General features: G+C 65.8%; 11 protein-coding genes and 1 tRNA gene. 11 read left to right on the forward strand and 1 reads right to left on the reverse strand.

The window, feature by feature from the left end; translation table 11 throughout:
* Nucleotides 1-3: 3 nt before the first annotated feature.
* The 6 genes from F792_RS0113155 (at nt 4) to F792_RS0113180 (ending at nt 8162) form a co-directional block, all read left to right on the forward strand.
* Nucleotides 4-1653 carry a sigma-54-dependent Fis family transcriptional regulator gene (locus F792_RS0113155; RefSeq protein ID WP_018169996.1) on the forward strand — a complete coding sequence of 550 codons (1650 nt, stop codon included), beginning with the start codon at nt 4-6 and terminating at the stop codon, nt 1651-1653.
* Between the two features lie 188 nt (nt 1654-1841).
* Entirely contained in the window at nt 1842-3296 is a 1455-nt protein-coding gene (locus F792_RS0113160; protein WP_018169997.1) for a CmpA/NrtA family ABC transporter substrate-binding protein, read from the forward strand.
* Between the two features lie 3 nt (nt 3297-3299).
* The gene (ntrB, locus tag F792_RS0113165) at nt 3300-4148 is read left to right on the forward strand and encodes a nitrate ABC transporter permease (RefSeq protein WP_018169998.1); all 849 of its coding nucleotides are present in this window, start codon (nt 3300-3302) and stop codon (nt 4146-4148) included.
* A 29-nt stretch (nt 4149-4177) separates the two neighbouring features.
* The gene (locus tag F792_RS0113170; protein WP_018169999.1) at nt 4178-5089 is read left to right on the forward strand and encodes an ABC transporter ATP-binding protein; all 912 of its coding nucleotides are present in this window, start codon (nt 4178-4180) and stop codon (nt 5087-5089) included.
* Nucleotides 5090-5123: 34 nt separating this feature from the next.
* Nucleotides 5124-5570, forward strand: coding sequence for a cyanase (gene cynS / locus F792_RS0113175; RefSeq protein WP_018170000.1), 447 nt, complete (start codon nt 5124-5126; stop codon nt 5568-5570).
* Between the two features lie 126 nt (nt 5571-5696).
* Nucleotides 5697-8162 (forward strand): bifunctional diguanylate cyclase/phosphodiesterase, encoded by a 2466-nt coding sequence (locus F792_RS0113180; protein ID WP_018170001.1) that lies wholly within the window; start codon nt 5697-5699, stop codon nt 8160-8162.
* A gap of 48 nt (nt 8163-8210) precedes the next feature.
* Here the strand turns inward: F792_RS0113180 and F792_RS0113185 are convergent.
* A tRNA-Ala gene (locus F792_RS0113185) sits at nt 8211-8286 on the reverse strand.
* A 251-nt stretch (nt 8287-8537) separates the two neighbouring features.
* Between F792_RS0113185 and F792_RS0113190 the strand changes: the two genes are divergently transcribed.
* The 5 genes from F792_RS0113190 (at nt 8538) to F792_RS0113210 (ending at nt 15267) form a co-directional block, all read left to right on the forward strand.
* On the forward strand, nt 8538-9323 hold the full coding sequence (locus F792_RS0113190; protein WP_018170002.1) for a 3',5'-cyclic-nucleotide phosphodiesterase: 786 nt from the start codon (nt 8538-8540) through the stop codon (nt 9321-9323).
* A 158-nt stretch (nt 9324-9481) separates the two neighbouring features.
* Nucleotides 9482-10171, forward strand: a complete 690-nt coding sequence (gene phoB, locus F792_RS0113195) for a phosphate regulon transcriptional regulator PhoB (RefSeq protein WP_018170003.1) — start codon at nt 9482-9484, stop codon at nt 10169-10171.
* Between the two features lie 15 nt (nt 10172-10186).
* On the forward strand, nt 10187-11509 hold the full coding sequence (phoR, locus tag F792_RS0113200; protein ID WP_018170004.1) for a phosphate regulon sensor histidine kinase PhoR: 1323 nt from the start codon (nt 10187-10189) through the stop codon (nt 11507-11509).
* 300 nt (nt 11510-11809) lie between these two features.
* Complete coding sequence (locus F792_RS0113205) at nt 11810-12784, forward strand: PstS family phosphate ABC transporter substrate-binding protein (RefSeq protein WP_018145418.1); 975 nt, start codon at nt 11810-11812, stop codon at nt 12782-12784.
* 212 nt (nt 12785-12996) lie between these two features.
* Nucleotides 12997-15267, forward strand: coding sequence for an ABC transporter permease subunit (locus tag F792_RS0113210; protein ID WP_018170005.1), 2271 nt, complete (start codon nt 12997-12999; stop codon nt 15265-15267).
* Nucleotides 15268-15269 lie beyond the last annotated feature (2 nt).

Raw genomic sequence — 15269 nt, forward strand, 5'->3', positions numbered from 1 at the left:
GGCATGGCACTCCACCGCATATCCGATTCGACCCCACCGGACCTGGCCACCCGGGAGCAGGAGATCACCCTGCTGCTGGAGGTTGCCAAGCTCATGGGCCGCTCCGGCGACCCGGATGCCGCGATCTACCGCATCCTCGGGATGATGTCCCAGCTACTGGGGCTCAACCGCGGCCGGGTCCTGTTGCCGGATCCGAACAGCGGCCAGCTGCGCATCCGCCACGCCTACGGCCTGACCGATGCCGAGCGCGACCGCGGCAGCTACAGCCTCGGCGAGGGTGTCACCGGGCGCGTCATGAAGACCGGCCAGATCGCCCTGATCCAGGACATCGACAACGAGCCCGAATACCTCGCGCGCGCCATTGACCGTTCCACCCTGCCGCAGGAGACCGTCGCCTACATCGCCGTGCCCATCGTCCAGGACGAACACGCCATCGGCGTGCTGGGCGTGCACCGGCTGCGACGCCGCTCGCGCCAGTTCCAGGACGACCTGAACCTGCTGCGGGTGATCGCGAGCATGATCGGCCAGGTGCTGCGCATCCACCAGCTGATCGCCGAGCGCACCGCCGAGCTGGTCTCGGAGAACCGCTACCTCAAGAGCGCCCTGGATACCCAGGGCGGGCAGTACGGCATCCTCGGCGAGAGTCCGGCCCTGCGCCATGTCCTCAAGCAGGTCCACCGCATCGCGGACACCCAGGCCACGGTGCTCGTGACCGGGGCCTCCGGCACCGGCAAGGAGAAGATCGCGCGCATGATCCACCGGATCAGCCAGCGCAACGCGAAGCCGTTCATCTCCATCAACTGCGCCGCCATCCCGGCCGACCTGCTGGAATCCGAGCTGTTCGGCCACGAAAAGGGGGCCTTCACCGGTGCCTCCAGCGCCAAGACTGGCAAGATCGCCCTGGCCGACGGCGGCACGCTGTTCCTGGACGAGATCGGCGACATGCCGGAGGCGTTGCAGTCGAAGATCCTGCGTGTACTGCAGGAACGGGTGGTCCAGCCCATTGGCGGCAACCGCGATCTCCCGGTGGACGTGCGCGTCATCGCCGCGACCCACCAGAACCTGCAGGCTGCGGTGAATGCCGGGAATTTCCGGCTCGACCTGTTCTACCGCCTCAACGTGATCCCGCTGCACATGCCGGCCCTGCGCGACCGCGCCAGCGACATCCGCCTGCTCACCCGCCACTTCCTTGACCGCTACACCCACCTGCACGGCTGGAACGTGGTCGTCGACGAGGGCGTGCTGGAACGCCTGGAGGCCTTCGACTGGCCCGGCAACATCCGCCAGCTGGAGAACGTCCTGGAGCGCGCGGTACTGCTGTCCACCGACGGCCGCATCGGCACGCCGCTGATCGACGAGATCCTGCACGAGGAATCCCGCATCAGCCCGTTCGAGGGCGAGGGGCACGGCCTCCGCGACGAGCATGCACCGGCACCATCGCGGCACAACGAGCCCCGAACCCTGCCCTCTCCCGGCGCGTCCTGCACCAGCGCGGTGCGCCCGTATCAGCGCGTGCACGCCACCGAGGCGGAGCGCCTGAAGCGCGCGATCGAACAGACCGGGGGCAACAAGACCCGCGCCGCGATGGACCTGGGCCTGACCCCGCGGCAATTGCGCTATCGCTTGAAAAAGCTCGGCATAGAAACCACTTAGGACCATCGCTCAGACACCAGCGGACCTTTTGTCCGCTTCGTCGACAATGCCGACCAATGGTCCGATCTCCCGGCGCTCGCGCGCCGCCCTGGCGGCCCATTCCCCACGCTTGGCATGGCACCTGCAAAGACCCTCGACATGCGCGGCAACGATGCCCGCATCGATTCGACCCACGAGGAGAGCCGACCATGCCGACCAAGAGTCTTCACGATCCCTTTGACGCCAATGCCGACCTGCGCCACGGCTCCAGCTGCCGCCACGGGCACACCGGCCCGGGCAGCTGCAGCTGCTTCGACACCGCGTCCCCGGACCTGGAAGAGAAACTGGAACGACGCGCCACCCATGAGCCCGTACAGGCCGATGCCCACGCCACCGGCGAGGACCTGAGTGACGAGGCCATGGTCGATCGCGCGGTGGAGAGCGCCATCGTCCGCGGCATGTTCGGCCACAACGAGATCAACCGCCGCCGCTTCCTGCAGATGATCGGGGGCGGCACGGTGGCCGCCGCTCTGGGCTCCATCCTGCCGCTGGACAAGGTCAAGGCCGCAATCAAGGACGGCGGGCCTCTGGAAAAGACCAAGCTGCGCGTCGGCTTCGTCCCGATCACCTGCGCCACGCCGATCATCATGGCCCACCCCATGGGCTTCTACGAGCGCCACGGCCTGGATGTCGACGTGATCAAGACCGCCGGCTGGGCGGTGGCCCGCGACATGTCGCTGTCCGGTGAGTACGACGCCTCGCACATGCTCTCGCCGATGCCGCTGTCGATGACCCTGGGCTCCGGCTCCTCGCGCGAGCACTACATCATGCCGGCGGTTGAGAACATCAACGGCCAGGCCATCACACTGCACAACAAGCACAAGGACAAGCGCGATCCCAAGGACTGGAAGGGTTTCACCTTCGCCGTGCCCTTCGAGTACTCCATGCACAACTTCCTGCTGCGTTACTACGTCGCGGAGCACGGGCTGGATCCCGATCGCGACATCAGCATCCGCGTCGTCCCGCCGCCGGAGATGGTCGCCAACCTGCGTGCCGAGAACGTCGACGGCTACCTGGCCCCCGACCCCTTCAACCAGCGCGCGGTCTGGGACGGCATCGGCTTCATTCACATGCTGACCAAGGAGATCTGGGACGGCCACCCGTGCTGCGCCTTCGCCTGCTCGGCCGCCTTCGCCGACGAGCATCCGAACACCTTCGGTGCCCTGTTCCGCGCGTTGATCGAGGCCACCCAGTACAGCTCGGATATCAACAATCGCGCCGAGATCGCCGAAGCCATCTCCCCGCGTGCCTATCTGAACCAGCCGCAATCGGTGGTCGAGCAGGTGCTGACCGGGCGCTATGCCGACGGCCTGGGCGAGGTCAAGAACGACCCGCACCGGATCGACTTCGACCCCTTCCCCTGGCACTCGATGGCCACCTGGATCCTTACCCAGATGAAGCGCTGGGGCTATGTGGATCGCGACTTCGACTACAACCGCCTGGCGGAAGACGTCTTCCTCGCCAGCGAGTGCGCCGAAGTGATGACCGAGCTGGGCTACGAAGCGCCCAGTGACACCTACAAGAACTTCGAGATCATGGGGAAGGTGTTCGACTACACCGACCCGGAAGGCTATCTCGACAGCTTCGATATCCGCAGGAGCTAAGCCATGTTGAGCAATCTCAACTTCCGGGCGACCGTTCTCTCGCTGGTGATGCTCGTGGTCTTCCTGGGCGTGTGGCAGCTGGCCACCGCCCCGGAGGTCATCGCGCCACAACAGGGCGAGCTGAGCGAATACGAACAGCTGATGGGGGGCGGGGCCGATCGCAGTTCCAGCAGCGGCATCCCGGCCCCCACCCAGGTGTTCAGCCACGCCTTCGGCGAACTGAGCAACCCATTCTACGACGCGGGCCCGAACGACAAGGGGATCGGCATCCAGCTGGCCTACTCGATCTACCGGGTCCTGCTGGGCTTTGCCCTGGCCGCGCTGATCGCCATTCCGCTCGGCTTCGTGATTGGCATGTCGCCGCTACTGAACAAGGCGTTCGATCCGTACATCCAGATCCTCAAGCCGATCTCGCCACTGGCCTGGATGCCGCTCGCCCTGTTCGTGATCCGCGACTCGAACATGTCGGCGATCTTCGTGATCTTCATCTGCTCGATCTGGCCGATGCTCGTGAACACCGCCTACGGCGTCGCCTCGGTGCGCAATGACTGGCTGAACGTCGCCAAGACCCACCAGCTGTCGAACCTGCGCACCGCGTTCACGGTCATCCTGCCCGCCGCGGCGCCGACCATCCTCACCGGCATGCGCATCTCCATCGGCATCGCCTGGCTGGTCATCGTCGCCGCAGAGATGCTCGTGGGCGGCACCGGCATCGGCTACTACATCTGGAACGAGTGGAACAACCTCGACCTCGCCAGCGTGATCTTCGCGATCATCATGATCGGCATCGTCGGCTTCCTGCTGGATGCCTCCCTCGCCCAGGCCACCAAATTCGTGCGCTACGCCGACTGAGTCAGCGTGGCCCCAAAAGGAGACCAATCATGAGCAAGGGATTCCTCGAGATCGAGAACCTGAGCCAGCGCTTCCCGCAGCCCGATTCCAGCGACCTGATGACCGTGTTCGAGGGCGTGGACGTGACCATCAACAAGGGCGAGTTCGTCTGCCTGATCGGTCACTCCGGCTGCGGCAAGTCCACCATCCTGAACGTTCTCGCCGGCCTGGCCACACCCACCGACGGCAACGTGATCATGGACAATAAGGAGATCACCGGACCCAGCCTCGACCAGGGCGTGATCTTCCAGAACCACAGCCTGCTGCCGTGGCTGTCGGCGCGCGACAACGTGATGTTCGCGGTGCGCGCCCGCTGGCCGAACTGGAGCAAGGCGAAACGCCTGGAACACGCCGAGCGCTACCTGCACATGGTCGGGCTGGATCACGCCATGGACCGCAAGCCCGCGCAGCTCTCCGGCGGCATGCGCCAGCGCGTCGGCATCGCCCGGGCCTTCGCCATCGAACCCAAGCTGCTGCTGATGGACGAGCCCTTCGGGGCCCTGGACGCCCTGACCCGCGGGGTCATCCAGGAGGAGCTGCTGAAGATCTGGTCGGAGACCCACCAGACCGTGTTCATGATCACCCACGACGTCGACGAGGCGATCTTGCTCGCCGACCGCGTGCTGCTGATGACCAACGGGCCGCATGCCCAGGTCGCCGAGTCAGTGAAGATCGACATCCCGCGGCCGCGGGAACGCGCCACTTTGCACCAGAACGACGCCTACTACCCGATCCGCAACCACCTGGTCGACTTCCTCGTGAACGGCGCCAAGGAGATGTCGGCCAAGGCCCAGGCGGCCGCCGCCCGCGGCGACAACCCGCGCCACAGCCCGCGCATCGTCAACCCGGCCAAGCCCGAGGCCAGTCCGGAACCCGGCCCGCGCATGGTTCGCGCGGTCTGACCCCAGTCCATCCATCGCATTCAAGGAGCACATGATGAGTCTCAGCAAGAGCGCCATGACCACCACCATCCTCGAGGCCAAGGAGAACCGCGGAACTACCTGGGCCGCGATCGCCGAGGCCACCGGACTGCACGAGGTCTACGTGACCTCCGCCTGCTACGGCATGAACCACCTGGAGGGCGACCAGGCCGACAAGCTGGCCACCTTCATCGGGCTCGGCCCGGAGGTCTCGCAGGCGCTTCAGGCCTTCCCGCACAAGACCTGGGACAAGACCATCCCCACCGACCCGGTGATCTATCGCTTCTACGAGGCGATCAACGTCTACGGCGACACCATGAAGGCGCTGATTCACGAAAAGTTCGGTGACGGCATCATGAGCGCCATCGACTTCAGCATGGACATCGACAAGGTCGAGGACCCGAAGGGCGACCGCGTGAAGATCACCTGGAACGGCAAGTTCCTGCCCTACAAGAGCTGGTAGCGTCCCCATCGGTCACGCGGCGGCCGGGCACGCTGCGTGACCGCCCTTTCCCGCGAGCCGGTACCCCAGCGCCCGTTCGCGCCCGAACGTGTACGGCAAGTCCCTTCGCATAGTAGGCTCTTGCCGATGCGCCATCCATCCACCCTGCCCCGTCTGCTGATCCTGCTGATCAGCCTGTCCGTTGCTGCCTCCGCAATGGCGGAAAATAGTGACGACGCCAGCGTATACACCATCGGCGTGCTGGCCTTTCGCGATGCCGAAGAGACCACGGCCCAGTGGCAACCCACAGCCGACTACCTGAGCACGCAGGTCGACGCGGCCGAATTTCGCATTCAGGCACTTAACTATCCGGACCTGGAGCAGGCCGTCGCCACCGGAGGTGTTGATTTCGTCCTCACCAACACCGGCCATTACGTGCGCCTGGAGGCGCAACAAGGCATCACCCGCCTGGCCACCCTCATCGCCGAGGAGCAAGGCCAGCCCATTCGTCAGTTCGGAGGGACGATCCTGGTCCTCGACGAACGCAATGACCTCCAGTCACTGGACGACCTTCGTGGGCAGCGGTTGCTGGCGGTGGAAGAAGACTCTCTGGGCGGTTGGCTGGCCGGTTACGGGGCCCTGCGCAACGCTGGCGTGGATCCGTTCGAGGACCTGGCGTCGGTTCACTACACGGGCATGCCCCACTACCGGGTGATCGAGGGCTTGCTAACCGGCGAGGCCGACGCCGGCATGGTGCGCACCGGCGTGCTGGAGGAACGGCTGCAATCGGGCGACCTGCCCGCCGACACACTGCGCGTACTGGCGCCCCGCAAGACAGCGGGGTTTCCATTTGCCCACTCCACCCGGCTTTACCCTGAATGGCCGTTCTCGCGTCTTGGACACACCCCTGACCAACTGGCCGAAGCCGTCACGATCGCCCTGCTGAGCCTGCCCGCGGATCACCCCGCGGCGCGTGAAGGCGGCTACCACGGCTGGTCGGCCCCGTTGTCCTACGGGGCGGTACACAAACTCCTGGAAGAACTCGGCTACCCGCCCTACGACCGCACCGTGGCAATCAGCCTGCGCGCCTACTGGGAGGCCCGGCCGGAGGTCCTGCTCGGCTTCATGGCGGGGCTATTGCTGCTGAGCGGGTTGGCTGCGCTCTACTACCGGCGTCTGACTCGGCGGCTTTCACTGGAGGTCGAGCAACGCCGCGCGGCGGAGGGCCGCCTGCGCGCACACGAAGCTCGCCTGGCGTACCAGGCCGGGCATGACCCGCTGACCGGACTGCCCAACCGCACGCTGCTGCAGGAGCACCTTGACGAGGCCATGCAACAGGCTCGCCAGCGGCAAGGCCTGGTGGCCATCCTGTTCGTGGATCTGGACCGCTTCAAAAACATCAATGACAGCCTCGGCCACCGCGTCGGCGATGACCTCCTGCAAATCCTGGGCGAGCGCCTGAAGACGCGCTTCGAGGCCCGCACCGTGGCCCGGATTGGGGGCGACGAATTCATCGCGGTAATCGACGACGCCGCAGAGCATCAAGAGCTCGAGGCCCGCGCCCGCCAGCTTCTGGAGCTCATAGCCGAACCCTTTGCCGTCGGCGGCTGGACCAACTTGCAGGTAGGCGCGAGCATCGGTATTGCACTGTTCCCGGAGGACGCCACCGAAGCCGGTGAGCTTCTCACTCAGGCCGATGCGGCGATGTACGAGGCCAAGGACGCCGGGCGCAACACCTTCCGCTTTTACCGTACCGCCCTCACCGATGCCGCCAACCAGCGCCTGGAGATCGAGAACCGGCTGCGGCACGCCCTGGCCCAGAACGAACTGGAGGTGTTCTACCAGCCTCAGGTACACATGACGTCCGGGAAGATCACCGGGATCGAGGCACTGGTGCGCTGGCGGGACCCCGAACGCGGCCTGATCGCGCCGGACGTGTTCATACCGCTGGCCGAGGAAACGGGCCTGATCGCCGCCGTCGGGGATTTTGTTCTGCGCGAGGCCTGCCGCCAGGTCGTGGAATGGGATCGTCAGGGCCTGCCGCCGCTGGAAGTCTCGGTCAACCTGTCGGCGCGCCAGGTCGCCGCACCGGGCCTGCTCCATCAGCTCCGCCAGGTCCTGCACGAATCCGGACTCCCCGCACAACGCCTGACCCTGGAGCTCACCGAAAGCACCCTGATGGAACAGGCCGACACGACCCGTGGCACCCTGCAGCAGATCAAGGGCCTGGGCATCGCGCTGGCCATCGACGACTTCGGCACCGGGTATTCGTCGCTGGCCTACCTGAAGGAATTCGCGATCGACATCCTGAAGATCGACCAGACCTTCGTGCGCGACCTGCCGGAGGACCGCAACGATGCCGAGCTGGCCATGACCATCATCGACATGGCCCACAACCTGGGGCTGGATGTGCTCGCCGAGGGGGTTGAAACCGAGGATCAGCTCGGATTTCTGGCCGCAGAGGGCTGTGATGCCTGGCAGGGCTATTTGTGCAGCCGCCCCCTGCCCGCCGCATCCCTGGCCGAGCTCGTGAGCCACCACGAACCCGAACCGTTCGCGCGCCGGGCCCCGGTAAAGGCCGCCATGGCCCCACGGGGCCACCTGCGCAGCTGAACCTGAAAAAGGAAAAGGCCTGCGAAAGCAGGCCTTTTCCTTGGTGTTTGGTGGAGCGGAGGAGGATCGAACTCCCGACCTTCGCATTGCGAACGCGACGCTCTCCCAGCTGAGCTACCGCCCCAAACAGGACGCGCATTCTAGCAACTCCGCCGGGTGGCGGGAAGCCCCGCCCGCACAAGATTCGCGAGACGCCCCGCCGTGCCTCGGGATCACCTTTTCGCGCCGCACGTCACGGAACTTGGGCCTGGACCCGGTCTAGCATTAGGGCATGTCCGTCACCCACCTCCAACGACCCGGGGCGACCGACCCCAGCCTCCGGCTCGCGGGTCTGGCCACACGACGGCCCGCTGCTCGCTCGATATACTGTCCGACATGAGTTTGTCCGTTCGCATCCTTGGCGCCAGTGGCGGGATTGGCCCGGGCCGGCGTACCACATCCATCCTCATCGATAACGACATCCTTATCGACGCGGGCAGTGGCGTGGGCGATCTGACCCTGGAGGAGCTGCGGCGCATTCGCCATGTCTTCCTGACCCACTCGCACCTAGACCATATCGCCTTCCTCCCGATGCTGGCGGACATGGTCTACAGCCCGGATGCCCCGCCCATCCACGTCCACGGCCTCCCGGCAACACTCAAGGCCCTGTGCGATCACGTCTTCAACTGGGTGATCTGGCCGGACTTCACCCGTCTGCCACGGCCCGATCAGCCCTTGATCCGCCTGGAGTCGCTGCAACCCGGTCACAGCATCGCGGTGGAACATCGCGAGATCCAGGTGCTGCCCGCCCGCCATACCGTGCCCGCAGTCGGCTACAGCGTCACCAACAGCGACGGGGCCGCCTTCGCCTTCAGCGGCGACACGACCTCCTCGCACCTGCTCTGGCCCGCGCTGAACGCCCTGCCCCACCTCGATCTGCTGATGATCGAGACCGGCCTCCCAGACGAAATGGAGGGCATGGCGGATCTGGCCAAGCACTACACCCCGCAGCACCTGGGCGAGGACCTGGCACAACTGCAGCACCGCCCGCGCATTGCCATTACCCATCTCAAGCCCGGCCACGAACAGGCCATCCGCCAGCAGCTCGCCCGCTCGCCGCACCACGACGGCATGATCTTCCTGCACGGCGACGAACGCTTCGAACTCGGCGCCCACCCTTAGCGGCTATCGCTCGTCATCACGAGGCCCGCAGGGTCGCGGCGATCGGTCGCGAGCCGCCCGAACACGCCACAGGCTGGTTGCCGCCGCACCACCTCCCGTTCACACGCCTGTAACATCCCTGTTATCTAATGCGGACCAGGTAATCACGAGACGGGGCCATGGCCACTCGAATTCTGCTGGTGGAAGATGATGCAGCGATCCGCGAGATGCTGCAGGTGCCGTTCCAGAAGGCGGGCTACGAGGTCCGCGAGTCCGGAGATGTCCGCTCGGCAAAATCCCTCCTGCTGGAAGACCCGCCGGATCTGATCCTGCTGGACTGGATGCTGCCGGACATCAGCGGCATCGACTGGGCGCGTACGCTCAAGACCAGCCCCGTCACCAAGGACATCCCGCTGATCATGCTGACTGCCCGCGGCGAGGAAGAAGACCGCGTGCGCGGCCTGGATGTCGGCGCCGACGACTACGTAACCAAACCGTTCTCGCCGCGCGAGCTGGTCGCGCGCATGAAGGCCGTGCTGCGCCGCACCTCGCCCACCACCAGCGAGGAACCGATCGAGATCGAGGGCCTGCGTCTGGATCCCGTCTCGCATCGCATCACCGGCAACGGCGCGGCCATCAGCATGGGCCCGACCGAGTACAACTTGCTGCACTTCTTCATGACCCATCAGGATCGGGTGTTCAGCCGCGAACAGCTGCTGGACAAGGTCTGGGGCACCAACGTCTATGTAGAGGAACGCACGGTGGATGTACACATCCGCCGCCTGCGCAAGGCGCTGGCCGACACCGGGCATGACCACCTGGTGCAAACCGTGCGTGGTTCAGGGTACCGTTTCTCGCAACTTCCCTGACCTTCGGCGGTCCCCGTGCAGCCCCGCAAGACCTGGCCCGACATCCTCATTACCAGCCTGCTGATCGCGCTGCCGCTCCTGACGCTTGGCTGGGCCACCGGCCAGTTCTGGCCCACCCTGGCGTTTCTGCTTGGGGCTGCACTGGCCTGGAACATCGCCAACCTGCTGTGGCTGGAGACCTGGCTGCGCCGGGGCGGCCGTGCCGACCCACCGGACGTGCGCGGCCTGTGGGGCGTGATCTTCGACCACCTCTACCGCCGCCGCAGACGCCACGAGAACCGCGTGCATCGGTTGCGCCAGCTGCTGGAGCGCTACCGGGACTCGGCGAAGGCCATGCCCGACGCGGTAGTGGTCCTGAACGATGACCTGCGCATCGAGTGGCTGAACGACATGTCCTGCCAGCTGCTCGGGCTCCACTGGCCGCGCGACGAGGGCCAGCGCATTACCCATCTCCTGCGCCACCCGGAGTTCCTGACGTTCATGGAACGTGCCCGCGAGTCCCTCGCGCGGGTGACCGTGCCCTCCCCGCTGGACAGCGAGCGCCAACTGGAGATGCGCATGCTCCCCTATGGCGACGCGCAGTACCTGCTGCTGGCCCGGGACACCACCCACCTGCACCGCCTGGAGGTCATGCGGCGCGACTTCATCGCCAACGTCTCGCACGAGCTCCGCACGCCGCTGACCGTACTCTACGGCGTCACCGAGAGCCTGGAAGACGAACTGGAGGACCAGCCTCAGCTCGCGCGTTCGGTCCAGATGCTGCGCGAACAGTCCGAGCGCATGAAACTGCTGGTGGACGACCTGCTGCTGCTCTCACGCCTGGAGACCGGCGAAACCACCGGCCCGCAGGACTGGTTCAACCCGTTCCCACTGTTCCAGAAGCTGACGGACGAGGCGCGCATCCTTTCGGGCACGGAAGCGCACGCGATCGTACTGGACGCCGACCCCAAACTGGAGTTCCAGGGCAACCCGGACGAACTGCGCTCGGCCTGCGCCAACCTGCTGTTCAATGCCGTGAAGTACACCCCTGGCGGGACCACCATCACCCTGCGCTGGCGCGCCGACGACGACGGTGGGCGCCTGAGCGTCGAGGACACCGGGCCGGGTATTGCCAGCCATCACCTCGGGCGCCTGACCGAACGTTTCTATCGCGTGGATGCCGGGCGCACCCAGTCACGCGGCGGGACAGGCCTGGGCCTGGCCATCGTCAAGCACGTCCTCGCCCGCCACGAAGGCCACCTCGCCATCGAGAGCCAGGTCGGCCGCGGCAGCCGCTTCACCTGCCTGTTCCCCCTGACCCGTATCCGCCGCGCCGAACCATCAGGCCCCTCCAACTAGCGTCATTGCGAGGGCCCGCAGGGCCCGTGGCAATCGTCCGCAAACGCCCCGAACCCATGGGCCTTTCGGACCGATTGCCGCGTCGCTTCGCTCCTCGCAATGACCTATACCAATACCCGTCATTGCAAGCGCAACGAAGTAATCACCCCCCACGAACCCGGCCCCATCCCTACCGGGCCAGATGTCACGAGGCTGTCACATGCGCGTCACGCAACTGCAAGCACCGCTCCCGATAATTCGTCATCAAGGACCGAGCCACTCGGCCTTGAAAACCTCAAGCAAGCCCAAGGGAGTACACCCATGTTGTTGAAGCGAAGCATCCTCGCGCTGGCCACGGCCACAGCCCTCGCCATCGCCCCGCTGACCGCCGCGGCTGAAGTCGATGCCGACATCCCGGCCTACGAGACGGTCTCCGGCATCTCCGGCAACCTGTCGAGCATCGGTTCCGACACCCTGAACAACCTCATGACCCTGTGGGCGGAAGAATTCCAGGGCTTCTACCCGAACGTGAACGTCCAGATCCAGGGTGCCGGCACCTCCACCGCCCCGCCCGCCCTGACCGAAGGCACCGCCGACTTCGGCCCGATGTCGCGCATGCCGCGTGACAGCGAACATGCCGAGTTCGAACAACGCCACGGCTACGAGATGACCGCCGTGCCGGTCGCCATAGACACCATCGCCGTGTTCGTGAACCGCGACAACCCGATCGAAGGCATGAGCATCGATCAGGTCGACGCCGTCTTCTCCTCCACCCGTCGTTGTGGCGGTGCCGAGGACATCACCCGCTGGGGTCAGCTCGGACTGGAAGGCTCGTGGGCCAACCGTGACATCACCCTGTACAGCCGTAACGCCGTCTCCGGCACCTACGGGTACTTCCGCCAGCACGCCCTGTGCGATGGCGACTTCAAGAACGCCATCAACGAACAGCCGGGTTCCGCCTCGGTGGTTCAGGGCGTCTCCGAGTCCCTGAACGGCATCGGGTACTCCGGCATCGGGTACTCCACCTCCGGCGTGCGCGCCATCCCGCTGGGCACCGAAGAAGGCAACTACTTCGAGCCGAACGGCGAGAACGCCGCCTCCGGTGACTACCCGCTGGCCCGCTTCCTCTACGTGATGGTCAACAAGCACCCGGAAGACGGCCTGACCCCGCGCGCCGCCGAGTTCCTGAAGATGGTGCTGTCGAAGGAAGGCCAGGAGGTCGTGGTGCGTGATGGCTTCATCCCGCTGCCGGCCACGGTCGCCGAGCGCGAGCGCAAGAACCTCGGTCTGGAATAAACTGGGCGCAGTACCCGCGCCCAGGGAATGGGTGCAAAGGCCGGGACCCAAGGGTTCCGGCCTTTTTTGTGCAGTGCGCGCAGGCCTTCCTCGCCCACCGGTCAACCAGCCGTCACATGGATGTCACGTCCCTGTCACATAGCGGCCGTAGCATCACGCCCCGACATCCAATGGTTTTGCACGCCCTTCGCGGCGGCTCTCAGGGGAACTTCATGTCCACCGCCACCATCGCCCCGCGTCTCGCCGGTTTCCAGCGCTGGCGCCGCACCAAGGATCGCTCCGCGCGCTACATGATCGGGTTTTTCGGTATCGCCGTCGTCGGCGCCCTCACCCTCATGTTCGTCTACCTGCTGAGCGAAACCCTGCCGATGTTCCAGGGCGCCAAGCTCGACCCCCTGACCGAGTACGACGCCCCCGGCGGCGCCGATACCCGCACCGTGCACCTGGCGGTGAATCGCCACCGCGAAATGGCCGTGCGCATCACCGACGACCGACGTGCCGTGTTCTTCCGCCCGAATACCGGCGAGATCGTGCGCGAACAGACCCTGCCGATCCCCGATGACGTCCGGGTCACCACTTTCACCGCGGCCGAGCCGCGCACCCGCCTGGTGGCGCTTGGCCTCGACAACGGGCAGGTCCTCGCCATCGAGTACGAATACAACGAACGCTTCACCCCCGAGGGCCGCGAATATGACCCGCGCGTGGTCTACCCGCTGGGTGACGAAGACTCCGCACTGCTGGATATCGACGGCGATGGCCCCGCCATCAGCGTGGTCGGAATCCAGCGCGGGTCCAGCGGTATTCGTGTCGCCGCCACCACCGAAGACGGCCACATCCGTCTGGTCCAGTTCGAGGAGACCACCTCGATGATGACCGGCGAAACCCAGGTGCGCCGCAGTGCCTACGACATGCCCGCCCTGCCAGAAGGCAGCACGGCCACCCGCATCCTCCTCGACATCACCGGCCGCATCATGCTCGTGGGCGACGACCAGGGGCGCCTGCACTCCTACGACATCCGTCGTCCGGCCAGCGCGACCCTGGAAGACAGCAAGCGCGTCATTCGCGGAGACGATGCCGAGGTCACCTCGCTCGAGTACCTCCTGGGCACGGTGTCGATCGTCGTGGGCGGCTCGGACGGATCGGTCACCCAGTACATGCTGGTGCGCGACGACAACAACGTGAACCGCATCACCCGCGTGCGCGAATTCCCCGCGCACACCGGGCCGGTCACCAACATCCAGCCCGAATACATCCGCAAGGGCTTCCTGACCGCCGACGAAACCGGCCAGATCAAGATCCACTACCCCACCTCGCAGCGCACCCTGGTGGAACGCCAGATTACCGATCAGGCGCTGCATCGAGTGTACGTGGACCCGCGCAACCGCCTGCTGATCGCCATCGACGAGGCCGAGAACTGGCACCTGCAGCGCCTGGAGAACCGTCATCCGGAGGTCTCCTTCCACGTGCTGTGGCAGAAGGTCTGGTACGAGGGGCGCTCGGGTGGCGACTATGTCTGGCAGTCCTCCTCGGCCACCGACGAGTTCGAACCCAAGTTCTCGCTGATCCCCCTGACCATCGGCACCATCAAGGCCGCCTTCTACGCCATGCTGTTCGCCACCCCGCTGGCGATCATGGGGGCGATCTACAGCGCCTACTTCATGTCGGCGCGCATGCGCACGCTCACCAAGCCGTCGATCGAGCTGATGGAGGCGCTGCCCACGGTCATCCTCGGCTTCCTCGCAGGGCTGTGGCTGGCCCCGTTCATCGAGGCGAACCTCCCCGCCGTCGCGAGCATCCTGATTCTGCTGCCGCTGTCCATGCTGCTGATGGCCTTCGTCTGGACCCGTGTGCTCCCCGAGCAGGTCCGCGCATTCATACCGGCGGGCTGGGAGGCCGCGATTCTGATCCCGGTGATCCTGCTGGTGGGCTGGTTAGCGGTGACGCTGAGCCCCCTGATCGAGATCTGGATGTTCGGCGGGGACGCGCGCCAGTGGCTGACCGACAACGGCATCACCTACGACCAGCGCAACGCCCTCGTGATCGGCATCGCCATGGGCTTCGCGGTGATCCCGACCATTTACTCGATTTCCGAGGATGCCGTGTTCAACGTGCCCAAGCACCTGACCCAGGGTTCGCTGGCGCTGGGGGCCACACCCTGGCAGACCGTGGTGCGCGTGGTCCTGCTGACCGCCAGCCCGGGGATCTTCTCGGCGGTCATGATCGGCTTCGGCCGCGCCGTCGGCGAGACCATGATCGTGCTGATGGCGACCGGGAACTCGCCGGTGGTCAATTTCAACATCTTCGAGGGCATGCGCACGCTCTCCGCCAACATCGCGGTCGAGATGCCCGAGGCCGCGGTCGGCGGCAGCCACTTCCGCATCCTGTTCCTCGCCGCACTGGTGCTGTTCGCGCTCACGTTCTTCGTGAACACGGTCGCCGAGATCGTGCGCCAGCGCCTGCGCAACAAGTACGCCTCCCTTTAAAA

It is taken from the genome of Thioalkalivibrio sp. ALMg9 (assembly GCF_000380625.1).
GTDB classification, from domain to species: Bacteria; Pseudomonadota; Gammaproteobacteria; order Ectothiorhodospirales; family Ectothiorhodospiraceae; genus Thioalkalivibrio; species Thioalkalivibrio versutus.

Bases quoted from the DNA above. Each gene is read 5' to 3' on its own strand.
- phoB (WP_018170003.1), top strand. From the start codon at position 9,482: ATGGCCACTCGAATTCTGCTGGTGGAAGATGATGCAGCGATCCGCGAG.
- F792_RS0113180 (WP_018170001.1), top strand. From the start codon at position 5,697: ATGCGCCATCCATCCACCCTGCCCCGTCTGCTGATCCTGCTGATCAGC.
- F792_RS0113205 (WP_018145418.1), top strand. From the start codon at position 11,810: ATGTTGTTGAAGCGAAGCATCCTCGCGCTGGCCACGGCCACAGCCCTC.
- ntrB (WP_018169998.1), top strand. From the start codon at position 3,300: ATGTTGAGCAATCTCAACTTCCGGGCGACCGTTCTCTCGCTGGTGATG.
- F792_RS0113160 (WP_018169997.1), top strand. From the start codon at position 1,842: ATGCCGACCAAGAGTCTTCACGATCCCTTTGACGCCAATGCCGACCTG.
- cynS (WP_018170000.1), top strand. From the start codon at position 5,124: ATGAGTCTCAGCAAGAGCGCCATGACCACCACCATCCTCGAGGCCAAG.
- F792_RS0113210 (WP_018170005.1), top strand. From the start codon at position 12,997: ATGTCCACCGCCACCATCGCCCCGCGTCTCGCCGGTTTCCAGCGCTGG.
- F792_RS0113190 (WP_018170002.1), top strand. From the start codon at position 8,538: ATGAGTTTGTCCGTTCGCATCCTTGGCGCCAGTGGCGGGATTGGCCCG.
- F792_RS0113170 (WP_018169999.1), top strand. From the start codon at position 4,178: ATGAGCAAGGGATTCCTCGAGATCGAGAACCTGAGCCAGCGCTTCCCG.
- F792_RS0113155 (WP_018169996.1), top strand. From the start codon at position 4: ATGGCACTCCACCGCATATCCGATTCGACCCCACCGGACCTGGCCACC.